The sequence below is a fragment of the Exiguobacterium sp. s101 genome (assembly GCF_018617835.1).
GTDB lineage: Bacteria > Bacillota > Bacilli > Exiguobacteriales > Exiguobacteriaceae > Exiguobacterium > Exiguobacterium marinum.
The window spans coordinates 149106-170733 of record NZ_JACSKX010000002.1; the positions used below are offsets into that span (position 1 = coordinate 149106).

Genomic DNA, 21628 nt, shown 5'->3' on the forward strand with positions numbered 1-21628 from the left:
ATCTATCCGAACTTGAACAACTTGTCAGAATGGCTTTAGTCCGTGAACGGCCTCATGAAAATGAGGTCGTTTTGTGCATCCTCTCCCATAAAGAATGTGTGGACACCCGTTTGTCCGAACCCGTTTCGTCGATAAAATTGAATCGCTCTTTCATTATGTTCCCATACGCCGAGCCACATCTTTCGTTTGTGTAGTTCCTTCGTCAATTCGGTTGCTTGAGTAAATAACGCTTTCCCCACCCCTTGACCTTGAAACGCTTCTAATACGTAGATTCGTTCGATTTCAATCGCATCTTCGCCCATCGGTTCAGATTGAGCATCGCGTACGTTCACTTTCAAATAGCCTGCCAACTCACCTTTTACATGTGCAAAATAAAAATAAGAATCGGGATGTGCCAACTCATGCTGCAACTGCTCAGGCGCATACGCTTTTTCTAAGTAAGCGTTCAAATGTTCTTCTGTGTTGTGACGTGCGAACGTCTCCGTAAATGTCTGGATGCTAATGTGACGTAAGGCTTCTACGTCTGTCACTTTTGAGATTTCAATCATGTTCTCGCTCCTCTCAGTATTCTCGATGCTTACCTTTCTTCACTTCGGTCCAATCTGTTTCAACATTACTTCGTACTCTTTTCAAAAGGCGTAACAACTCCTCACTTTCTTTCTCGTCGAATCCTGATAATGCGACCGATGTAGAATATTCGTGTTCGCGAATGATGAGCGGGTACAATACCTGTCCTTTCTCCGTCACGTATAAACGTCTGATTTTCTGATTATCAAGATCTGACCGCCTCTCAATCCATCCTTCTTGCTCCAGTTTCTTGATGGCACGTGCGGCGGTCGTCCTGTCTACCTTAATCAACTCTGCTAGCCGTTCTTGAATGATACCTGGGTGTTCAAAAATCCTAACGATGTACAAGTACTTCCCTTTTTCTAAACCGAGTGCCTTAAATTCAATGTTGCTGATTGAATCGAGGGCACGCGCAATCATCCCGATCTCTCGTAAATGGTCATGCATTATGAGACACCTCTATCGCTTTGTTGCAAATGCAACAAAATACTTTATATAAGCATATCGTAATTTGTGAGAGAATGAAAGTAAGAATTTTCGCTAAGAAGGAGATGAATTAGAGATGGGTCACCGAATCTATACGACGAGTTTCGCGAGCGTTTATCCACTCTACGTCGCCAAAGCGGAACGGAAAGGACGCACGAAAGAAGAAGTCGACACCATCATTGAGTGGTTGACCGGGTATGATGAATTCGGACTCGAGCGTCAAATTGCTGATGGGGTTGATTTTGACACATTCTTCTCTGCCGCACCTCGTCTCAACGAAGACCGCACCCTCATCAAAGGCATCGTCTGTGGGGTCCGCGTCGAGAACGTAGAAGAACCGCTCATGCGCGAGATTCGTTATTTGGACAAACTCATCGATGAGTTGGCAAAAGGAAAGAAAATGGAGAAAATTTTACGAGGAGGCGAATCATGATGGACGTGACGACACTCGTCGACGAAGAACGACTCGATTCATTTATTCATCTGATTGAAGTTATCCACGATCATTTACCTGGCGGATTTGAAAAAACGACGGACGGACATGGTGTCCATTACGTCGTTCCACTCGATCGATATCCGTCCGGGTATCATGTCACACCGGGTACCCCGCTCCCGTTTATCAGTGTAATCGCGCAAAAGCGCCATGTCGGACTGTATCACATGGGCATTTACGCTGACCCTGAATTAATCGCTTGGTTCGAACGGGAGTATGCCAGTCGTGTCCCGACGAAACTTGATATGGGAAAAAGCTGTATCCGTTTCAATAACGTGAAACGGATCCCGTTTGACTTAGTTGGGGAACTCGTCGAGAAGATGACTGTCGAGGAATGGATTCAGCGCTATGAAAGAAACCGAGGCTAACGCTTCGGTTTTTTCGCACATTCGTATTCTTTCATGAGCTGAGTTTACGGTATGCTTAGAAAAAAGGAGGGACGCCTCATGCCACGTTGGCTAAAAATCACTTTGTTTTTACTCGTATTCGGCACGTTGTTTTATATCACTCATTTCCATTATGAGTTGCGTCCGTCTGACATCCGGGACATCGTCTTATCATTTGGATTTTGGGGTCCACTCTTCTTTATTTTTCTTTATGCCATCGGGCCGGTCGCCTTTTTACCGACATCTGTGCTGTCACTTGGAGCCGGTCTCGCGTTCGGCGTATGGCCAGGAGTCCTCTATATCATCATCGGTGCGACCGCTGCTGCGACGACCGGTTACGTTATGGGGCGCTTTTTCGGTCGCTCGGTTATCAATGTTGACCGTTATCCGTGGTCAGAGAAACTGTTCACCCAGATGGAGCGCCGGGGGTTTTTATATGTATTTGTCCTACGACTGATCCCGCTCGTCAGTTTTGACTTACTCAGCTACGCCGGCGGAATCTCACGCGTCCGTTTCCGTGCCTTCGTCCCGGCGACCGTGCTCGGCATGATTCCAGGTACGTTCGCTTATAGTTTTCTTGGAGCAAGCCTCGCTTCAGGTAGTGTCACCACGATTTTCATCGCCACGCTCGTCTTCACCGGGTTGATTGTTGTCACATATATCTTCCGTGAGCCTGTTAAAAAGTGGCTTGGGTTGAATTGAAAACTCATGAAAAGGAGCATCATGCTCTTTTTTTGTGCCGTGAATGTGTAAATAGAATAAACTTCTGTGAACTTCTTCCGATATGTATAGAGCTACAACAAATGAAAACGAGAATGTGAGGAAAGAAACATGAGTTTTACGAAACGAAATCAGTTGATGTTGTTGACGACGTTATTGATTGTAATGACGTCGGTTGTCGTCCATTTGCTTCACCGTTTCACGGAATTTGCTTATACGTATACGATTTTACGAAACGGCGCAGATGACTATGTGTATTCAAGTGTGACGTGGGTGCTCTTCGCACTCCCACTCGTCTTCTTCGGAATGATGCTCGTCAGCCTAAAAAGAGAAGATAAAACGTTCCCGTATTGGATGATGCTCACGCTCACCTTCGCGAGCATCTCGACGGTCGCCGGTGGACAAGGACTCGTTGAATATCACTTCTCGATTTTTGTCGTCTTGGCGATTTTGTCGTTCATGCGTCGAATCGACTTGATTTTATATAGTGCAGGCATCTTCGCAGTTCAACATTTGGCGGGATATTTTTTATTCCCGGCACTCATCTGTGGGACGAGCGATTATCCTTTTAGCCTACTGCTCGTCCACGCCGTGTACTTGATTCTGCTCAGTGCCGTACTCGTCGCCCAGATTCATTTCCGCAACAAAGAGACGGAACGTGTCAAGGCGCACGAGCAGGAGACGCGACAGTTATTGCGACAAGCGATTCAAGACGTCAGTTCCCTCGTTCAGTCCTTAAATAGTCACGCGGAAGAACTCGAATCGGCTGCGAACCAGTCACTCGAATCTGGTGAACAGATTGCCATCACGGTCGACCCGATTGTCGCGCACGCCTCGTCCCAACAAGCTTCCATGGTGCAAGGGGCTGATGAAATTCAATCGATTCGTTCCCTGACAGCACTCATCCAGGAACGGATGGCGCAAACGGCAGCAGCCTCTTCCCGCATCGCCAAAGACGCCCTCTCTGGGAATACGGATATGCGTCTCATGGAAGAAAAAGTACATGAAATCATCACGGAATCCGAGCAACTCGAGCAGATCGTCGCAACGATGACGAATCGTTCCTCTGAAATCCAAGGCATCTTGCAGCAAGTCGGCTCAATCAGTGAACAGACGAATATGCTCGCCTTGAACGCATCCATTGAAGCGGCTCGTGCCGGAGAAGCTGGTCGTGGCTTTGCCGTCGTCGCTTCTGAAGTCGGGAAGCTCGCCGCCCAGTCACGCGAATATGCATCCGAGATGACCCGTGTCCTCGGTGGATTGATGGATGATACGACGGTCGTGTCGAAATCGGCTCACCTTTTCAAACAAGCAACAGAGAACTGTCAAACCGTCACAAATGACGTGACGGCCGTCTTCGGTCGCCTCACTGAAGACGTGTCCGAAATCGATGCACAAATCGCGTCGATTCAAGAAACGAGACAACTCGTGACCACGCAGATGGAGACGCTCGAAACACGCCTCGAATCAACGAAACACGCTTCAAGCGAACTGCAACAACAGATTCATCACGTGGCCGCCGCAACGGAAGAACAGGTCGCCGTCCAAAAAGAGCTCAGTTCGATGTCAGACCGTCTTGCCATCACGGCGAACGTACTTGAAGATGTGACGACACAACTCGAAGATCACGCATCACGCACGTAATACAAATGCCCTCGACCAAGCGGTCGGGGGCATTTGTATTATCGATCGAGTAATTGACGAATTCCTTCTTGAAGCGGTGTGACCGGACGTCCGAGAACCGGTTCAAAGTCGCTCTCGTGAATCTCGAGCGTTCCTTGACGGATGCTTCGTTGAATGCCAGCAAGAAGTGCGACCAGGTCATCGGGCATCCCTGCCCCACGCATCGTCTCTTCGTATGCCTCGAGGCTCAGCTCTTGCATCATCACTTCACGGCCTAACACTTCACTGAGTGCGTCTACAAGATCTTGCTGGGTATGAAGTGGTCCAGACAATTCATAGACAGCACTCTCCTGCTGTTCTTTCAACAGGACATTCGCCGCAGCTTCTGCATAATCTTGTTGCAGTGCCCAACCGACTTTCCCGTCCCGAGCCGCCGTGATCCACGGTGCCCCGTCAACAACTGCTTGCATACTCGACAACTCGTTCTCTAAGTACCAGTTGTTCCGTAAGAACGCGTAAGGTATCCCTGATTCCACGATTGCTTCCTCGGTGACGACGTGTGGAGGTGCCATCAAGTTCTCACTGTCTGTCGCATCGGCGAGACTCGTGTAGGCGATGAATGAAACATCAGCCCGTTTTGCCGCCTCGACCGCGTTCGTATGTTGACGAATTCGCGTGTCGTTATCACCATCTGCCGAGATAATCAACAGACGCTCGACACCTTTGAACGCTTCATCGAGTGTGTCCGGCTGATCGAAGTCACCATGTCGCACATCGACCCCGCGCTCTTTGAGTGAAGCGGCTTTCTCTGGATTCCGTACACTGACAGCTAAATCACTCGTATCAATTGATTTGAGTAGCTCCTCCACAATTTTTGAGCCTAGTTTACCCGTTGCTCCGGTGACTAAATATTTCATGCGGCCATCCCCTTTCTCATGCTTCAGAATATATTCCCGTTCTCTACATGCAATTAACTCGATAACAAAATAACACTTGACTTTAAGTTCATTCGAACTTAAATTAACGATATAAAGGTTCATATGAACTTAAAAGGATGAATTGTTGTTGACCCTACTCATCGGGTTTTTACTCATCGTCATCTTCATGCTCGCGCTTGACCTCGGGGTGTTCCACCGCAAGGCACACGAAGTCTCGCTCCACGAGGCATGGACATGGACGTTTGTCTGGATTGGGATTGCCCTCGTAATCGGGGGATGGTTGTTCTACACGCAAGGCAGTACGGCCGCGACGGAATATGCGAGCGTATACTTCATCGAGAAGGCACTCGCGATTGATAACGTGTTCGTCTTCTCGCTCGTCTTTGCCTACTTCGCCATCCCGCTCAAGTATCAGCACAAAGTGTTGTTCTGGGGGATTCTCGGAGCGATTCTTTTCCGCGCCGTCTTCATCGTCGCTGGGGTATCGTTGTTAGAAAACTTCGGTTGGGTGTACTACGTGTTCGGAGCGTTCCTCGTCTATACGGGTTGGGTGATGTATAAAAATATCGGGAAAGACGAGTCACTTGAAGAAAATAAGACGATTCGTTGGCTCGAACGACGCCTTCCGATCACACAAGACATTTCATCTGGGAAGTTCACGAAACGGATCAACGGGAAGTTGTTCTTCACACCGCTCTTCATCGCGCTCATCTTCATCGAGTTGTCAGATATCGTCTTCGCCGTCGATTCGGTCGCCGCGAGCTTCGTGTATTCGCGTGACCCGTATATCATCTTCTATGCGAATATCATGGCGATTCTTGGACTTCGTAGTCTCTACTTCGTTCTCGCCAACTTGATCGACCGCTTCTATTACTTGAAGCACGGCCTCAGTTTCATGCTCGTCTTTATCGGGGCGAAGATGATTTTAGGTGATGTGTACAAGATGCCGATCTGGATGTCGCTCGGGACAATCGTTCTCGTCATCTTGATTAGCGTTCTCTATAGTTTCTACAAAACGAAACCTAGTTCGGACAAACACGTATAATGAATCAATCGATCCATTTCGTAGGTGTTCTTTCTTTGAAATTCTCGGGTAATCATTGAGGTGCACAACTACAGAAAAGGGGATTCACTATGTTTGATCGGATTGGCCTCATGAGTATCGGTCTCGTCTTCGGGATCATCCTCATGTTACTCTTCAACAACTTATTCGGATTAGTGTTCGGTGTCGTTCTTGGCGCGAGCCTCATCGTTGCCAACCAACTCGGACGAAACAAACGAACAACGATCCACTAACCAAAAAGCACGCGCCCCCATCGATTGGGGAGCGCGTGCTTTTGCGTCAAAACATCGTATATGGATTGATACTGTTGGCAGGCGCTGAACTGCTATATACATAGCTGTTCCGGTGTACTTCGAAATGGAGATGGTTCCCGAACGAGTTGCCGGTATTCCCGACGGCTCCGATCGTCGCCCCTTTTGTGACCGTCTGTCCATTGACGACATGGAGGCGGTCGAGGTGTGCGTATACCGTGATGTAGGTTTGGCCATTTAACTGATGGGTCATCATGATGTGATTCCCGTACGCCCCGTAGTTTCGGGAGACAATGACTTGTCCAGACGCGGCTGCCACGACCGGTGTTCCTCTTGGAGCAGCCAAGTCGATGCCGTTATGGAACGTATAACCGTACTGCCCGCTCGCAGGACCATACTTTTGTGTCAACGTCCCTTTTGTCGGGATGATCATCTTCGCAGTCGATGTCGTTGAAAGCGTGGAGACACTATACTTCTTCACATATGTACTCGATACGTAGCGGGATGTCCCGTTGAAATTGATTTTCGTCCATCCCCCGCCCACGCCGAGATATTTGAACGACTGTCCCAACTTCGCGCTACCGACAATCTTATACATCGTGCCTGGACCCGAACGGACGTTTAAACTGTTGGTCGTGACTTTGACATAATACATGGTCGCCGCTTCAGCAGGGATACTGGGTGGAGTGAAGATTACCATGGTGAGTAAGACTGCACAGAAGAGAGAGAGCATCTTTCGTTTCATGATGTGGTAAATCCTTTCAATTATGTATTTAAATTTTTATTTTTTATATTATCTAACTGAAAAAATTTTACCACCAAAACGAACCGACAAATATGTCATTTATATTTCAAATAAAGGAAAACAAATTATAACTTACTTTCTTTATTTTTCCTTTTCAACATACAAAAAATGCACAGCCGTTTTCGACTGTGCATGTCTGTTACTCACGATTTTCCTCGGCGTTCTCCTCTTCATCCTCTAAATCTTCAATCAATCGCTTCATCTCTTCAATTTCACGGCGCTGTGCCTTGATGATTTCTTCAGACAATTCTTTCACGCGTGGGTCTTCAATTTCAGCGCGTTCACTTGTCAAAATGGCAATCGAGTGGTGAGGGATCATCGCTTTCATCCAACTGACATCATCGACGGTCGTCTGGCTACGTACGAGCCAAAGCGAGGCACTGAAGACGAGAGCGCTGACACCTAGAATGATAAAGTTAAGGGTTTTATTCTTATACATTCCCCACATGAAGAGAAGCATGACGAATGCCATGACTGATCCCATGATGAGTGCCATATATAACCTGGTCTGACTAAAGAAGATATGATTAATTTGAAAGACGTTCAAATACATGAGCCAATACATCAGGAATGTCGAGACTGCAATCATAATTCCAAATTTACCGTACGATTTCATTTCGTTCACCCTTTCTTAAGTTATGTGTGTAGAAATAGTTTTACCTACCTGTATTAAACTCAAACCTAAATATTCTTATGCTTGATGTGTTCTTCTAAACTTTCACTTCTTTTTCACAAACGTCGGGTACACTAGTGAAATTGAGATTATGCAAGGAAGGGGAACGACAATGCAAGAGCTGACGTTACGTGATGTATTGGCAACATTGGATTCTGTCTTATCTTGGTCGTATCTCGACCGTCCTGAAGAGATGGCGATTCACGGCATCGGAACGACACCAGAAAAAATAAAAAGAACTTTTTTATATGTATGCAAACGTCCGATTAATGAACGGGGTGTCGATTTAGTGAAGGCGGCCATTCGGAACGGGGCAGTCGCCATTGTCACGGATCGCCCGATTGATGCGAGAGTTCCCGTCATTTACTGTCGAGACGTCACGCGCGCATGTGAACAACTACAGACTCTTTTCGCCACGGAAGGAAATCACGTGAAGCACGCGGAACGATAATAATAAGAATAAAGAAAGGAGGAGTACAAGATGAAGATTCTCATTGTAGACGATGAAGAAAAAATGAGACATTTGATTCGTTTGTTTCTTGAGGGTGACGGGTACTCTTGCATCGAGGCGAGCGATGCCCGTTCCGCACTCGACAAAATCGAAGAGCGACCGGATCTCGTCCTTTTAGATATTATGATGCCAGAAGTAGATGGGATCTCACTTTGTCGTCAGTTAAAGACGATGGATCCTGCATTACCTGTCGTCTTGTTGACGGCACGTTCAGACAATGAGACGACCATCCAAGGATTAGATGCTGGAGCGGATGATTACGTCACCAAACCGTTCGATGGTAACGTGCTCCTCGCTCGTATTCGTGCCGTCTTGCGCCGGACCCGTGTCGTCAACATCCAATACGGACCACTTCGTTACGATGAGGAGAGCGGACGCGTTTTGTATGAAGAACAAGAGATTGTCCTCACACCGAAAGCGACGGCCATCTTGAAACTGTTCCTTCAGCACCCGAATCGACTCTTCAATCGCCTAGATTTATTTGATCTCGTCTGGCCCTACTCTGCAGAATCCGACCCTCGCACAGTTGATGCGCATATTCGTATGATTCGAGAAAAGTTAGGAGATGCAGGATTTCCGATTGATGATTATTTAAAGACGGTATGGGGACGTGGATATCGATGGACCGAGGAGCGTTCCGGATGAAGCGAAGTCGTAACAGTCTACCGTTTCGCATCAGCCTCGTCTTTCTCCTATCAACCCTATTGATTGAAGGTGTGTTGTTTCTTCTCCTCTATCACACGCTTCTCGGCGAACGCGTTGTAGAAGAAATCAATCGCCTCGAATCTCGGGCCGAGAGCCATGCGAGCGTATTAGCAATGAATTTTTCCGAAGAGACGATTGATCATGTAGCGACCATGGAAAGTGAGACCGATACGAAAGTCGCCATCACTGATCCCACGCATCATCTTCTTCAGACTTCACGCTTCTTTCCCCAAGTCCTTGCCGATACAGTCGATTCTAAAAAACAAACTGGCCCCTTCGACGACACGACTGTCCTAGAGGACGACTGGGAAAACGAACCGTATTTGAGCGTTCGTACGCCAATCACAGATGATACCGACAGACGGTATGGATACGTCTATATGTTTTTACCGACCGAAATCATTCATGGAATTAGCCATCGGCTCCAGTGGCGATTCCTATATATCACGGCGATCGCGCTCGTAACGACCGTCTTGACGTTCATCCTCTTGAGTCGATTGATTTCAAAACCAATTCAATCATTGAAACAAGCAACGGAGAACGTATTGACAAACCCAGACGATTTACGGTTACCGACGAATCGTGTCGACGAAATCGGTGAATTAGCGCGTGCCATCGAATCGATGTCAGTGGAACTATCAAGACTACGGCGGGAACGTCGTCAGTTTTTATCCGACCTATCGCATGAAATCAAGACCCCTCTCACTTACTTGAGGGGTTACGCCGAAATCGCTTCGAAAGAAGGCACGCCCGAATCATTACGCAAACAGTCGATTCAAACGATTTTAGATGAGAGCCGGTCGCTCACAGAGCTCGTCGAAAATGCGTTTCAATTGGCACAGCTCGATGAAAACACATTCTTGTTGCACCGAGAAGAAGTGACCGTCACGACGTTTTGTGTGGACTTACGTCGAATGCTCGATACGATGTTCCGGATGACGACGATTCACTTCGATGCTGCACCGAACACGGGACAACAAGACATCGCTCTTACATTGGATCGGCACCGGATGCTCCAAGTCTTCCGCTCCATCGCCCATAATGCGATTGAACATAGTGAGGCCTCTCATGTCTCCCTACGCTCAAACGTCACGGACACTCACCTGATCCTGACCATTACAGACAATGGGAAAGGCATTCCTGAAAAAGATTTACCTCACATTTTTGACCGCCTGTATCGTGTGGAAAAATCACGGTCCCGACAGACCGGTGGCAGTGGACTCGGACTCGCCATCGCTGACCAAATCGTCAACCGTCACGGCGGAGAATTGACAGTCACGTCTGACGCATCGGGCACTTCTTTCACCATCATGCTTCCACTCGACAAAAAGACGCCTATCCTTTAATGGAAAGGCGTCTTTTGATCAGTTGAGCTCACCTTTGTCGAGGCGCATCTCCCATTCCCCGTCTGTAAACTCATATACGCTGTTATCCGATGTGACGAGCAACATGCGCTCCTCTTTGACTGCCAATTTGATTGGCACAGCATCCGCTTGAAGCTCTGGAAGGTTGAACGTCTCTGTCGACTCATCGTCTAAGTTGAAACGAACCCCTTCGAAAGAACCATCTGTCTGTCGTACGTAGGCCAACTGTCCCTCATCCGCTCCGACCGTGACAACTTGTTCTGCTTCAACAAGTGGCTCGAACGAATCTCCAGAGTCATTCGAAACGAGGATGCCGGACGGCCCGTACAAGAAGACGCGCTCCGCATCCGTCGCATCGGCGACGATACCTGCCACTTGCGCTTCCTCTATTCCTTGCACCTGCATCGGTTCAAATGAGCTCCCACCATCGATGGAACGATAAAATCCCGGTTCTAGCTCCGAGGTCGCTTCTTCCAGATAAACGTAGAGTATACCTGTGGCATAACCGGCGCTCATATAGTGAAAATCTGCCTCTCCTTCAAGCGACCGACTCTCGAGTACCACCCCATGATTTTTTCCATGCATGACCCCAAGTGGATTTTTGAAATCTGTCCGACGATCGGGGTGACCGCTCGCATAAAATCCATCCTCGACGACTTCAAACCCCATATAGTCATGGCGATTTGTCGGAAGCGTATACCAACCGTCTTCTCGATATTCCATCAACCCGGCATGAGTTGCGATGACAGGACGTTCGTCGTCTTGCCAAAATCCTGCCCCGTGGATGTGGGAGACCATTTCATCCGCTCCCACGCGTTGCCACATGTCCTGTGTCGCTGTCGTTTCGTTTTCTGATTGATTTGTATCCGATGGTTCCTCTTCTGCTCCACACGCCGACAAGAGCAGGGGAGTCAGTAATAGTGATAGCATAAACGTTCGTTTCATCTCAATCCCTCCATCATTAGCATCCCATCTAGCATACGTGCTAAAGATGAAAAACTTGTTAAATCTTCAAAAGTCGGGCGTTGATGGCGACAATGATTGTACTTAGACTCATCAAAACGGCACCGATGGCTGGTGATAGGATAATGCCAATTGGTGCCAACACGCCCGCAGCGAGTGGGATGGCGACGATGTTGTAACCAGCGGCCCACCATAGATTTTGAATCATCTTACGATACGTGTTTTGTGAAAGTTCCAAAATCGATAGGACATCTTTCGGATTACTGCGGACGAGGACGATGTCTGCCGTCTCGACGGCAACGTCTGTCCCGCTCCCGATTGCGATTCCGACATCAGCTTGCGCTAAGGCCGGGGCATCATTGATCCCATCTCCGACCATCGCTACTTTGCTGCCATCTTTCTGGACGTCTTTTACCTGGTTCGCCTTGTCGTCTGGCAATACTTCGGCATACACGTCATCGATACCGAGCTGACCCGCGACCCAATGCGCGACCTTCTCGTTGTCCCCCGTCAACATGATGGAGCGGATGCCTTTTTCACGAAGGGCCTCGACGGTCTCCCTCGCCTCTTCCCGTACTAGATCGGCCATCGCAATCATACCGACCCATTCACCGTCCTTCAGGACAAAGACGACGGTTTTGCCTTCTTCCGATAATCGCGTGAACGTTTCTTCATCGATTTGAATGTGTTGATCACGGATATGACGTGGACTGACGACTTGTATGTGCGCACCGTCAACCGTTCCTTCTAAACCGACACCTGTGATGGAGCCAAAATGATCGACAGCGGAGAGCTTCAACTCCCGTTTTTCTATTTCTCTCAATACTCCTTGTGCGAGTGGATGTTGCGACTCACGCTCAACCGATCCTGCAAGTTGTAACACGTCTTCTTCCGTATAAGATGAGCTCGCCTGTACGTCCGTGACGCCGAAATTCCCTTCCGTCAACGTACCGGTCTTATCAAAGATGACGGCATCGAGTCGACGTGCTTCTTCAAATTGGGTCCGATTACGGATGAGAAGACCTTGTTTCGCCGATAGCGCTGTCGAAACTGCGACGACGAGCGGTGTCGCCAGTCCGAGTGCATGCGGACACGAGATGACCATGACCGTCACCATCCGTTCGACCGCCGTCCCTACCGAGTAGCCGAGCATGAACCAGATGGTGAACGTGATGACTCCAGCAGCAATCGCGATGTAGAACAAATATTTCGCCGCACGGTTTGCCAAGTTTTGAGCCCGTGACTTCGATTTTTGGGCTTCGCTCACCAACTCGATGACTTTTGACAAATACGTAGTTTCTCCCGTACCGATCGTTTCAATCGTCAAACTCCCTTCTTGGTTGATGGAACCTGCGATGACGTCCTCACCTTCGGACTTTTCGACCGGGACCGATTCACCTGTCAACATCGACTCATCGATTGTCGTCTGCCCTTTGATAATCTTCCCGTCTACCGGAACCTGTTCCCCTGGTTTGACGAGAATCCGATCTCCTTCTTTAAGCTCAGAGATCGGGACGTCCTCCGTCTCTTCCCCGTTGATGCGATGCGCCTCGTTCGGTAACAGTTGGACGAGTTGCTCCAACGCATTTGACGCCCCCATGACCGAACGCATTTCAATCCAGTGACCGAGTAGCATGATCACAATCAGTGAAGCGAGTTCCCAAAAGAAGTCATGTCCACTTCCGTATCCAAAGACGACAGCGGCACTATAGAAGTAAGCGACACTGATTGCCAAGCCGATCAGCATCATCATACCCGGGCTATGATCCCGCAGCTCATCCACACTCCCTTTTAAGAATGGCCATCCACCGTATACATACACAATCGTCGCTAAGACAAACAAGATTGTTTTTTCAAATGGAAAATCAAGTTCAAATCGAAGCCATTCTTGAATCATATCCGACAACAGGAGGATCGGAATCATCAAACCGAGCGAAACAAAAAAGCGCCGTTTAAAGTCTTCAATCATATGTTCATGTCCATGTCCTCCGCGATGAGAATCATGACTCTCTTCATGGTGTTCATGATGTTCGTGATGTTCGTGATGTTCATGCTCCATTATTCATCCTCTCCTTTATACGGATGATATACCCCTGTGCGGTATATTGATAAACGAATTTAGGCTTTCATGTTTCTTTCACAATTAAGTGGTAAAACAAAGTAAGGACTGATAGATAAAGGAGTGTTAAATGATGAAATCAAAAGGAATATGGTTCCTATTAACGGGGATATTGATCGGGATCATTCTAGTTCTACTGTTCGTCTTATTCAATGGAAGATGGAACATGAACAATATGAATCATATGTGGGACAACAATTCAACGTTTGAACAGATGGATGATTATATGATGGGCAACGATGGAATGACAGGAAATGGCGGACCGATGGGACACGGAACGACGCAAGCAATCGAGGCATCTGATGAACCGGAACAATCGCTTCCGATTCCCTCCCCCTTGAAACCAAACCGCGTCACGGACAGTACCGTCTATTATACGGTAGTAGCAGATGAAGGAACGTCACAGTTCTTTCAAAATGGAAAATCGACAGAAACGCTTGGATATAACGGAAACTTACTCGGACCGATGCTCGAGCTCCCAAAAGGAAAGACAGTCGTGATTGATACAATCAACCGATTGGATGAACCGACAACGTTCCACTGGCACGGTCTTGTCATCCCTGCCGAAATGGACGGAGGGCCGCATCAAGCTATAGCAGCGGGCGACCGTGCACAAGTTCGACTCGATATCGACCAAGAGCCGAGTACGCTTTGGTTTCACCCCCATCCGATGGGCGCAACAGCTGAACAAGTTTACAAAGGGCTCGCCGGTCTTCTTTATGTGACCGACGATGCACAGAGTGGTCTCCCGAATGACTATGGTGTCGACGACATCCCGCTTATCGTACAGGATCGGCTCTTCACAAAAGATGGTGAACTTGACTACGATGCTCATATGAACGTCGACGGGACGACGGGCGATACGATTCTTGCGAACGGAGCCATTAATACAACGTTTGATGTCCAAACCGAAACGCTCCGAGTCCGCCTTGTCAATGGTTCGAACGCGCGCGATTTTGACTTTACACTATCGAATGGGGAAAACATGACGCAAATCGCGGCAGACGGCGGGCTGTTGGAACAACCGGTTTCTTTGAAGACCATCTCGTTGACACCAGGTGAACGGGCCGAAGTGTTAATTGATTTTTCAGAAATAGAAGATGATGTCGCCTTAGAGGCTGATGGAGTATCTTTCACTACGTTTCGTGTTGGTGAACTCGACAAAGCGTCCATCGATATACCAACGAGCAAGAAAACACCGACTCCAGTGAATACGAAAACAGACCGTCAGCTCACCTTGTTCGGGATGGGGAACATGGTGTCCATCAACGGCGATACGTATGATCCAGACCGAATCGATATAAAAGTGAAACAAGGGGACACAGAGATATGGGAAATCGAGAACAAACCAGACATGATGGGCGGGATGACGCATCCCTTCCACATTCACGGTGTCCAGTTCCGAATCATCAGTCGGGATGGCAACCCACCAGCCGATTATGAGAAAGGTTGGAAAGACACGGTAGCCGTCGCTCCTGATGAACGGGTAAAAATTGAACTTACCTTCACCGAAACCGGCACGTTCATGTATCATTGCCACATCCTCGAGCATGAAGAGAACGGGATGATGGGACAATTAAATGTGACCGAATGACCCAACACCTCTCCGTTCACTCAACGGAGAGGTGTTTTGCATGTCCGTCCCAATTTCGGTACGTTTCTGTTAGGACTATCGCCTGTATAGGGATTCCCGCTCGAATGTCGTATACTAGTTGTGAACGACTGTACAAATGATTGCGAGGAGGTAGGTTGATGCGCCGATTTCGTAGGGTAGTACAAAAGCGATCCGCTCGTCAAAAACAGGAACGTCACACGTTCTCCATCGCTTCCGTTGTGGAAGAAGTGCAGGATGCGATATGTTATATCGATTTTTCGAAACACCGTCTTTATACGAATCACCTGCTTCGTCACTGGTGCCCTTCGATGATGACACAATCGTTCACTTCCATGGAAACGTTAACTCGTTTCCTCTATACAATTTTTGAAGAGCATGGAGCAGATATGGCGCAAGTTGCGCACATGATTCAAGAATTGCTCGAGTGCGAGACCGAGACATGGCCAAGCATGACGTCACGACGCGTTCAGTTTGATGACCGGACGCTACACCTGATCTTCAACTTCACCCGAACACCAAGAGGCGTCTTCATCATGTGGTGTGACCAAACCGAGACCGTTCGCTTTGAAGAACGAAGAAACGCGTTTATCGCTGAACTGTTCCATGACTTCCGTACTCCTCTGACTGCCATTCATGGCTATACTGAATTGTTGATGAACAATCATGATGGTAATGAAAAAACGTCCAAAATGTTGAGACATGTCAAAGAAGAGGCAGAACGGTTAGATCGACTCGTCGATAACTTCCTCGATTATCAAAAAATTGATTATTCGGCAGAACAACTGACCGTCACAACCTTTCCTCTTCTTCCTTTGCTTAAAGACATCACGGAGAGTTATCAGGCCATGTCACCAAATCATGAAGTGACTTACGCTGCTCCTCCCATCCATATTCAAGCAGACGAAGAAAAACTGAAACAAATGCTCCATAATCTGATTGGAAATGCGATTAAATACTCCCCTGAAGGAGGAACTGTGCACACACAGGTCGAGGATCAGGCAGGTACCGTCACCTTATCCGTCTCTGACACAGGAATCGGAATTCCAGCGGATGCACTCCCATATGTCTTTGATGAATACTATCGTGTCGATTCGAAAGCCCATCACACCATTAAAGGAACAGGGCTCGGTCTACGTATTTGTAAGCGAATTGCCGAGGCCCATGGTTGGGGAATCCATGCGGACTCCGTTTATGAAGAAGGTACGACATTCACGATTGAACTGCATGCACGTCACGCATCTTCTTATGTTCGTACGCCACCATACGTGAAAAGGTTCGACTGATACTTTTGATCAGCCGAACCTTTTTCATGCGACTTCTTTCACTGGAATGTCACACTCCATCTGTGCCGCCCGCATCGCGCGTGCCCGCTTATGGAATAGGACGAGCAGCGTCAGCGTCCCGAGTGTCGAGATGACGTACGGCAGGACCCCATCGAGCTTGAAGCCGATCGGCGCCGTCAAGATGTAGAACCAGACCGCATACAACATGAACGTCCCCGGAAGGAGCGCGATGTAGTGGTTGCGTCCTTTGATATAGAGATACATCGCCCCGACGAAGAGCGCGATGACCGCCGTCGTCTGGTTCGCCCAGTTGAAGTACTGCCAGAGCATCTGGAAGTCCATGTTCGTGAGCACGTAGGAGACCCCGAAGAGTGGGAGCGCGATCCAAAGGCGTGACGAGAACTTCTTCTGTGCGATCGATAAGTAGTCGGCGATGATCATCCGGGCGCTACGGAACGCCGTGTCGCCTGACGTGATCGGCAGGACGATGACCCCGAGGATCGCGAGCGTCCCGCCGATACTGCCGAGCATGAGCGTCGCCACCTCCTGGACGACGAGCGCCGGCGTCCCTGAGTTGATGAGCCCGAGCAATTCGCCCGGCTCGAAGATGGCCATCGCCGCCCCGGCCCAGACCATCGCGATGACCGCCTCGGCGATCATCATGCCGTAGAAGATGGAGCGGCCGTTGCTCTCGTTCATCGTCGTCCGTGAGATGATCGGCGACTGTGTCGCGTGGAAACCGGAGAGCGCCCCGCACGAGATCGTGAAGAACAGGAGCGGCCAGACCGGCAGACCGTCCGGGTGCATGTTCGTCAACGTCATCTCCGGGACTTGGTACCCTTGCGCGAACAGGCTGACCGCGACCCCGATGGCACTGATGACGAGTAATGCCCCGAAGAACGGGTAGATGCGCCCGATGATCTTATCGACCGGGAGAAGCGTCGCCAAGATATAGTAGGCGAACACGCCGAAGATGACGAACATGAGCGTCGTTGCATTCCCGTCGAACAAGTTGTTGATCATGTTGCTCGGCGACGTGACGAACACCGTTCCGACGAGTAAGAGAAGTAAAAGTGCGAACCCGTTGACGACATGACGGAGCGAGCGCCCGAGAAACTTCTCCGCGAGCTGCGGCAAGTGTGCCCCGTTGTTCCGCAGGGAGATCATCCCGGTCAAATAGTCATGAACCGCCCCGGCAAAAATCGACCCGAACACGATCCAAAGGAAGGCGACCGGTCCATAGAGCGCCCCCATGATCGGCCCGAAAATCGGTCCGACGCCGGCGATGTTGAGCAGCTGGATCATCGAGTTCCGTTTCTTGCCCATCGGCACGTAGTCGATGCCGTCCTGGGAAGCGTAGGCGGGCGTCGTCCGCTCCTCCTTGATGCCGAACGTCTTCTCGACGTAGCGACCGTATACGAGATAACCAAGTAATAATATTCCTAAAGCAATGAAAAATGTAATCATGTAGGATGCCTCCATTAAAGAATAAATTGATTTATTGTGAAAAATATCACATAAACAATATAGCAAGAGTTTTTCCCTTTGAATAGATAGATTGTTCATTTTTTCACATGTTTATTTATCTGTTCATTATTTGGACAAACCTCATGGTTGAGCCATTTTCATGAAAGCGTTCTCGGAATTGCATGAAGGGTTGCATTTGCGGGAATAAAGATGGCAGGACAAAGAAAGGGTGACAAATCATGAAACAACGTGGATACTTATCGATTCCGGTCGCTGTTGTGTTCGCTGTCGTCTTCGGTCTTACACTCGACAACTGGTGGCTCGGCATTGGGATTGGCATCGCCATGTTCTTCGCGTTTCGAGGTACGAAGAAAAAAGCGTGAAGACCATATGATTTTTGCACATCTTACGATTGACATTATTTTGCAGACTGCTACGGTTAACGTATAGTCTATGAAAAAGGTCGTGAAAGAATGACGCTCACTGTTCTATTGCTCAATGCCTGTGTCGCATTCACCGGGTTTTATGTGATTTCAAAAATTTATCACTCTTCTCTATTTAATTCTCAGCGTCTCCGTGGCTTCATCATCGGTTTGATGGCAGGTGCGCTAGGTCTTTTTTTAATGTATAACGCTGTTAAAGCCAATGACACAGTTCGTGTAGATTTACGTCACCTACCACTCGTATTACTCGCTTTTTATGGAGCTCGGTCTCCATTGTTGATTGCCACACTTGTTATCGCGAGTACGCGTTTCTTGTTTGGAGTGACCGAGCAGGCTGTGATTGCCTTTATCGCGACGTTCATCGTCAGCATCGGCATGCTTTGGATTCACCGACTTTTGTTAGAACGCCTCTTCCTGCAAAGTATCTTCTTAAATATATGGGCGCTCTTTATCATCTCCATCACCATATTCATCAATATGGGATGGGGTCCTGCTTTTGTCTCCCTCGTTTTGACCATTTGGATGGTCGGCATGCTCGTCGGGCTGCTCTCGAGTACGCTCACGATTGATTTAGAGAAGACGACTCGACGCGCGCTCGAGTATAAGCAATCTTCCGAAAGAGACCACTTGACCGGATTGTTCAATCGTCGAGTCTGGGATCGTTATACCGCCACACTTGGAGAAGAAGATCGTACCTACAACGTCCTCGCTCTCGACATCGATCATTTCAAACAAGTGAACGATACATATGGTCACGGTAATGGTGATCTCGTCTTGCAACAGTTTGCTGACATCCTTAAGGTGGAGACACGTGCCCACGATACGGTCGCTCGCATCGGCGGAGAAGAATTCGTCATCTTGATGTACGACTTGACCCCAAAAAAAGTGGAAAAAGTGGCTAATCGCATTCGGGAACGAATTGCCACTGAAGTATTTTATTTAAATAACTTTCCTCCGATTCAAATCACTACATCTGTAGGTGTCGCCCATGGTACCGCCCTTTCCATCAAGCGTATGGTCGACCTTGCGGATTCAGCGCTCTATCAAGCGAAGAACGAAGGACGCAATCAAGTCGTCGTCTCGACTTATAACACCAGAACCAATCATGACATGAATGAACCCAGCTCCCTCTATTGAAGGAGCTGGGTTTTCGTTTGCTTATTTCACGAACCGTTCGACTTCATCCGTCATGATGGCTGAAACCGGAAACGGAGGTAGGTCCTTCACGTTGTTGATTGTGTAGAGACGTGCCTCAAGTGACGTGCGCCTCATGTCTTCCCATGCAGTTGAACCGATAAATTCAACCTGAGCGTGAATCGCTTCGGCCCGAATCGTCTCAGCAAAAGAGACGATGTCCGACTCGCCCGTGAGCGTCAAGACCGCAAGACGTGCGTGCGGCGCCACATCCCGCATTCGGACGAGCGTCTCCCGATTGAATGAGGAGAAGACAACTCGATTAGTCAGCTGAAACTCGTTGACGGCGAGCCAAGCGAGGCGTTCGATGCCCGGATAGTCTAGTCGATCCGTCTTCAGTTCAATGTTCAGCGTGACATCACTCTGTTCAATCAACCCGAGCACTTCTTCGAGCGTCGGAATACGCTCAAACCCGTCAATCTTCAAATAACGTAGTTCTTGTAGTGTCATGTCTTTCACCCATCCGGTCCCGTCTGTCGTCCGGTCGACGGTCTCATCATGAATGACGACGAGACGACCGTCCTTTGATAACTGTACGTCCAGCTCGATTCCGTCCACGTACGGGAGAGACGCCTCGAACGCCGACAGTGTATTTTCCGGGTAATTGGCGCTATAGCCACGATGTGCGTAAATCAACATCTCATTGCCCCAAGGTGGAAGTCGTCTCGTCAGCCGCACGCTTCAATGCCTCTTCGACCGACACACCTTGATACAAACTTTCCATCGCGTTGACGACGCTTTGACGTGATTGCGGGAATGTCGAGATGAGCGCACCTTGTGTCGCCGGTGACGCCTTCGTCTCACTGAGTTGGTCGACCGTCACTTTGAGCTGTGGATATTTCGCCCACATCTCTTTCACGACTGGTTCGTTGTACGCTTCAGGATTGATGGCGAAGTATCCTGTATCGACATGCCACTGCGCTTGTGCTTCCGTTGATGACACATGCTTCATGAACTCCCATGCACCTTCTTTCGTTTCGTCAGCAATCCCGTCACCCATCCAGAGTGAAGCCCCTCCAATGACGACACCTTGACGATCTGCTTCATTCGGTACTGGTAAATACGATGCGCCGATTTCAAAGTCTACGTTGTCCGCAACGGTCCGGATTCCTGCTGACGAATCAAGATACATGGCGACTTTTCCAGATTGGAATGCCGCACGCATATCGTCCCAGTTCTGACCGACGTTTAGGAACGTCTCCTCATCGTACATCTCTTTGATGAGGTTGAACGCATTCTGACCTTCTTCCCCATCGAACACCGCCTTCGTCGGCTCATCGCTTCGTCCGTTATCGTTGTCGACGTACAGCCCACCTTGTGCAGCCACGAGCTGTTCAAAGAACCAACCATAGTTTAGCATCGTGAAGCCGGTCTGACCGTCCGTCGTCAACTTCTTCGCCGCCTCTTTCAACTCGTCATACGTCCGTGGCGCCTTCTCCGGGTCGAGCCCTGCTTTTTCAAACGCCTCCTTGCTATAGATGAGGACCGGTGTCGATGAGTTGAACGGCATTGAGTATTGTTTCCCATCAACTTGGTAATAACTCAAGATGTTCTCTTCCCATACGCTCGTGTCAAAGTCCTCTTTGTCGATGAACTCCTGAACGGGTGTGATTTTATTCGAGTCGATCATGTATTTCGTCCCGACCTCAAACGTCTGCATGATGGCAGGCGCGTCTTCCGAGCCGGCGACCGCATTGAACTTCGTCAGCGCTTCCTCGTACGTTCCTTGAAAGATTGGCTTCACTTCATAGTCGTCTTGCGAAGCATTGAACGCATCGACCTGACTGTTTAATGCTGTCTCCAAGTCACCGCTCATCGCGTGCCAAAAGACGACCTCTGTCTTTCCTTCTTCCGTCGTCGCCGCGACCGGCGCCGCTTCTTCACTTCCACATGCCCCGAGTAGTAACACTGAACTTGCCAACCCTGCGAATAATCCAAGCTTTTTCATTTGTCATGTCC

Annotated in this window: 23 protein-coding genes; 13 read left to right on the top strand and 10 right to left on the bottom strand. The window is 48.8% G+C overall.

From position 1 onward, the window contains the following. Positions 1–35: 35 nt before the first annotated feature. Both KNO76_RS02885 and KNO76_RS02890 read right to left on the bottom strand, forming a co-directional pair. On the bottom strand, positions 36–548 hold the full coding sequence (locus KNO76_RS02885; protein ID WP_074035808.1) for a GNAT family N-acetyltransferase: 513 nt from the start codon (positions 546–548) through the stop codon (positions 36–38). 13 nt (positions 549–561) lie between these two features. Further along, entirely contained in the window at positions 562–1014 is a 453-nt protein-coding gene (locus tag KNO76_RS02890) for a MarR family winged helix-turn-helix transcriptional regulator (RefSeq protein WP_214882341.1), read from the bottom strand. A gap of 115 nt (positions 1015–1129) precedes the next feature. Between KNO76_RS02890 and KNO76_RS02895 the strand changes: the two genes are divergently transcribed. From KNO76_RS02895 to KNO76_RS02910, 4 genes are all read left to right on the top strand, one after another. Then, positions 1130–1486, top strand: coding sequence for a DUF2200 domain-containing protein (locus tag KNO76_RS02895; protein WP_214882344.1), 357 nt, complete (start codon positions 1130–1132; stop codon positions 1484–1486). Beyond that, the gene (locus KNO76_RS02900) at positions 1483–1914 is read left to right on the top strand and encodes a DUF1801 domain-containing protein (protein ID WP_214882347.1); all 432 of its coding nucleotides are present in this window, start codon (positions 1483–1485) and stop codon (positions 1912–1914) included. Before KNO76_RS02895 ends, KNO76_RS02900 begins: the two co-directional genes overlap by 4 nt. Before the next feature lie 78 nt (positions 1915–1992). Further along, the gene (locus tag KNO76_RS02905) at positions 1993–2634 is read left to right on the top strand and encodes a TVP38/TMEM64 family protein (protein WP_214882349.1); all 642 of its coding nucleotides are present in this window, start codon (positions 1993–1995) and stop codon (positions 2632–2634) included. Between the two features lie 129 nt (positions 2635–2763). Beyond that, positions 2764–4296 (top strand): methyl-accepting chemotaxis protein, encoded by a 1533-nt coding sequence (locus tag KNO76_RS02910; RefSeq protein WP_214878666.1) that lies wholly within the window; start codon positions 2764–2766, stop codon positions 4294–4296. A gap of 38 nt (positions 4297–4334) precedes the next feature. On the opposite strand, the gene KNO76_RS02915 is transcribed toward KNO76_RS02910, so the two are convergent. Next, complete coding sequence (locus tag KNO76_RS02915) at positions 4335–5192, bottom strand: SDR family oxidoreductase (protein ID WP_214703204.1); 858 nt, start codon at positions 5190–5192, stop codon at positions 4335–4337. A 148-nt stretch (positions 5193–5340) separates the two neighbouring features. Here KNO76_RS02915 and KNO76_RS02920 point away from each other — a divergent pair, with 148 nt between their 5' ends. Next, complete coding sequence (locus tag KNO76_RS02920) at positions 5341–6258, top strand: TerC family protein (protein WP_214703203.1); 918 nt, start codon at positions 5341–5343, stop codon at positions 6256–6258. A gap of 89 nt (positions 6259–6347) precedes the next feature. After that, positions 6348–6509, top strand: a complete 162-nt coding sequence (locus KNO76_RS02925) for a hypothetical protein (protein WP_161634144.1) — start codon at positions 6348–6350, stop codon at positions 6507–6509. Between the two features lie 46 nt (positions 6510–6555). Here KNO76_RS02925 and KNO76_RS02930 read toward each other — a convergent pair whose 3' ends face one another. Together KNO76_RS02930 and KNO76_RS02935 are read right to left on the bottom strand one after the other, a co-directional pair. Further along, a complete protein-coding gene (locus KNO76_RS02930; protein ID WP_214882352.1) occupies positions 6556–7272 on the bottom strand; it encodes a peptidoglycan DD-metalloendopeptidase family protein in 717 nt (238 codons plus the stop codon). A gap of 199 nt (positions 7273–7471) precedes the next feature. Further along, on the bottom strand, positions 7472–7948 hold the full coding sequence (locus KNO76_RS02935) for a DUF305 domain-containing protein (protein ID WP_214882355.1): 477 nt from the start codon (positions 7946–7948) through the stop codon (positions 7472–7474). A 169-nt stretch (positions 7949–8117) separates the two neighbouring features. On the opposite strand from KNO76_RS02935, the gene KNO76_RS02940 reads away from it, so the two are divergent. The 3 genes from KNO76_RS02940 to KNO76_RS02950 are packed head-to-tail and all read left to right on the top strand — an operon-like array spanning position 8118 to position 10567. Further along, complete coding sequence (locus tag KNO76_RS02940; protein ID WP_214882358.1) at positions 8118–8456, top strand: hypothetical protein; 339 nt, start codon at positions 8118–8120, stop codon at positions 8454–8456. A 30-nt stretch (positions 8457–8486) separates the two neighbouring features. After that, complete coding sequence (locus tag KNO76_RS02945; protein WP_026825147.1) at positions 8487–9161, top strand: response regulator transcription factor; 675 nt, start codon at positions 8487–8489, stop codon at positions 9159–9161. Continuing rightward, positions 9158–10567: a sensor histidine kinase gene (locus tag KNO76_RS02950; RefSeq protein WP_214882361.1), complete on the top strand. Its 1410-nt coding sequence runs from the start codon at positions 9158–9160 to the stop codon at positions 10565–10567. Before KNO76_RS02945 ends, KNO76_RS02950 begins: the two co-directional genes overlap by 4 nt. Before the next feature lie 18 nt (positions 10568–10585). Here KNO76_RS02950 and KNO76_RS02955 read toward each other — a convergent pair whose 3' ends face one another. Further along, positions 10586–11530, bottom strand: coding sequence for a F510_1955 family glycosylhydrolase (locus tag KNO76_RS02955; protein ID WP_214882364.1), 945 nt, complete (start codon positions 11528–11530; stop codon positions 10586–10588). Positions 11531–11588: 58 nt separating this feature from the next. Then, a complete protein-coding gene (locus KNO76_RS02960; protein ID WP_214882367.1) occupies positions 11589–13607 on the bottom strand; it encodes a heavy metal translocating P-type ATPase in 2019 nt (672 codons plus the stop codon). A gap of 133 nt (positions 13608–13740) precedes the next feature. On the opposite strand from KNO76_RS02960, the gene KNO76_RS02965 reads away from it, so the two are divergent. Both KNO76_RS02965 and KNO76_RS02970 read left to right on the top strand, forming a co-directional pair. After that, on the top strand, positions 13741–15261 hold the full coding sequence (locus KNO76_RS02965) for a multicopper oxidase family protein (protein WP_214703197.1): 1521 nt from the start codon (positions 13741–13743) through the stop codon (positions 15259–15261). 158 nt (positions 15262–15419) lie between these two features. Continuing rightward, entirely contained in the window at positions 15420–16565 is a 1146-nt protein-coding gene (locus tag KNO76_RS02970) for a sensor histidine kinase (RefSeq protein ID WP_214882370.1), read from the top strand. Positions 16566–16589: 24 nt separating this feature from the next. On the opposite strand, the gene KNO76_RS02975 is transcribed toward KNO76_RS02970, so the two are convergent. After that, a complete protein-coding gene (locus tag KNO76_RS02975) occupies positions 16590–18032 on the bottom strand; it encodes a carbon starvation CstA family protein (RefSeq protein ID WP_214882373.1) in 1443 nt (480 codons plus the stop codon). A gap of 239 nt (positions 18033–18271) precedes the next feature. On the opposite strand from KNO76_RS02975, the gene KNO76_RS02980 reads away from it, so the two are divergent. Together KNO76_RS02980 and KNO76_RS02985 are read left to right on the top strand one after the other, a co-directional pair. After that, positions 18272–18415: a hypothetical protein gene (locus KNO76_RS02980; protein WP_026825140.1), complete on the top strand. Its 144-nt coding sequence runs from the start codon at positions 18272–18274 to the stop codon at positions 18413–18415. Positions 18416–18505: 90 nt separating this feature from the next. Beyond that, positions 18506–19612 (top strand): GGDEF domain-containing protein, encoded by a 1107-nt coding sequence (locus tag KNO76_RS02985; RefSeq protein ID WP_214882376.1) that lies wholly within the window; start codon positions 18506–18508, stop codon positions 19610–19612. 21 nt (positions 19613–19633) lie between these two features. Here the strand turns inward: KNO76_RS02985 and KNO76_RS02990 are convergent, their stop codons facing one another. Then, the gene (locus tag KNO76_RS02990; RefSeq protein ID WP_214882379.1) at positions 19634–20347 is read right to left on the bottom strand and encodes a glycerophosphodiester phosphodiesterase; all 714 of its coding nucleotides are present in this window, start codon (positions 20345–20347) and stop codon (positions 19634–19636) included. Next, positions 20310–21617, bottom strand: coding sequence for an ABC transporter substrate-binding protein (locus tag KNO76_RS02995; protein WP_214882393.1), 1308 nt, complete (start codon positions 21615–21617; stop codon positions 20310–20312). Before KNO76_RS02995 ends, KNO76_RS02990 begins: the two co-directional genes overlap by 38 nt. Positions 21618–21628: the final 11 nt, after the last annotated feature.

Excerpts from the sequence above, each read along its gene's own strand:
- KNO76_RS02885 (WP_074035808.1), bottom strand. The coding sequence starts at position 548 with ATGATTGAAATCTCAAAAGTGACAGACGTAGAAGCCTTACGTCACATT.
- KNO76_RS02890 (WP_214882341.1), bottom strand. The coding sequence starts at position 1,014 with ATGCATGACCATTTACGAGAGATCGGGATGATTGCGCGTGCCCTCGAT.
- KNO76_RS02895 (WP_214882344.1), top strand. The coding sequence starts at position 1,130 with ATGGGTCACCGAATCTATACGACGAGTTTCGCGAGCGTTTATCCACTC.
- KNO76_RS02900 (WP_214882347.1), top strand. The coding sequence starts at position 1,483 with ATGATGGACGTGACGACACTCGTCGACGAAGAACGACTCGATTCATTT.
- KNO76_RS02905 (WP_214882349.1), top strand. The coding sequence starts at position 1,993 with ATGCCACGTTGGCTAAAAATCACTTTGTTTTTACTCGTATTCGGCACG.
- KNO76_RS02910 (WP_214878666.1), top strand. The coding sequence starts at position 2,764 with ATGAGTTTTACGAAACGAAATCAGTTGATGTTGTTGACGACGTTATTG.
- KNO76_RS02915 (WP_214703204.1), bottom strand. The coding sequence starts at position 5,192 with ATGAAATATTTAGTCACCGGAGCAACGGGTAAACTAGGCTCAAAAATT.
- KNO76_RS02925 (WP_161634144.1), top strand. The coding sequence starts at position 6,348 with ATGTTTGATCGGATTGGCCTCATGAGTATCGGTCTCGTCTTCGGGATC.
- KNO76_RS02930 (WP_214882352.1), bottom strand. The coding sequence starts at position 7,272 with ATGAAACGAAAGATGCTCTCTCTCTTCTGTGCAGTCTTACTCACCATG.
- KNO76_RS02935 (WP_214882355.1), bottom strand. The coding sequence starts at position 7,948 with ATGAAATCGTACGGTAAATTTGGAATTATGATTGCAGTCTCGACATTC.
- KNO76_RS02940 (WP_214882358.1), top strand. The coding sequence starts at position 8,118 with ATGCAAGAGCTGACGTTACGTGATGTATTGGCAACATTGGATTCTGTC.
- KNO76_RS02945 (WP_026825147.1), top strand. The coding sequence starts at position 8,487 with ATGAAGATTCTCATTGTAGACGATGAAGAAAAAATGAGACATTTGATT.
- KNO76_RS02950 (WP_214882361.1), top strand. The coding sequence starts at position 9,158 with ATGAAGCGAAGTCGTAACAGTCTACCGTTTCGCATCAGCCTCGTCTTT.
- KNO76_RS02955 (WP_214882364.1), bottom strand. The coding sequence starts at position 11,530 with ATGAAACGAACGTTTATGCTATCACTATTACTGACTCCCCTGCTCTTG.
- KNO76_RS02960 (WP_214882367.1), bottom strand. The coding sequence starts at position 13,607 with ATGGAGCATGAACATCACGAACATCACGAACATCATGAACACCATGAA.
- KNO76_RS02965 (WP_214703197.1), top strand. The coding sequence starts at position 13,741 with ATGAAATCAAAAGGAATATGGTTCCTATTAACGGGGATATTGATCGGG.
- KNO76_RS02970 (WP_214882370.1), top strand. The coding sequence starts at position 15,420 with ATGCGCCGATTTCGTAGGGTAGTACAAAAGCGATCCGCTCGTCAAAAA.
- KNO76_RS02975 (WP_214882373.1), bottom strand. The coding sequence starts at position 18,032 with ATGATTACATTTTTCATTGCTTTAGGAATATTATTACTTGGTTATCTC.
- KNO76_RS02980 (WP_026825140.1), top strand. The coding sequence starts at position 18,272 with ATGAAACAACGTGGATACTTATCGATTCCGGTCGCTGTTGTGTTCGCT.
- KNO76_RS02985 (WP_214882376.1), top strand. The coding sequence starts at position 18,506 with ATGACGCTCACTGTTCTATTGCTCAATGCCTGTGTCGCATTCACCGGG.
- KNO76_RS02995 (WP_214882393.1), bottom strand. The coding sequence starts at position 21,617 with ATGAAAAAGCTTGGATTATTCGCAGGGTTGGCAAGTTCAGTGTTACTA.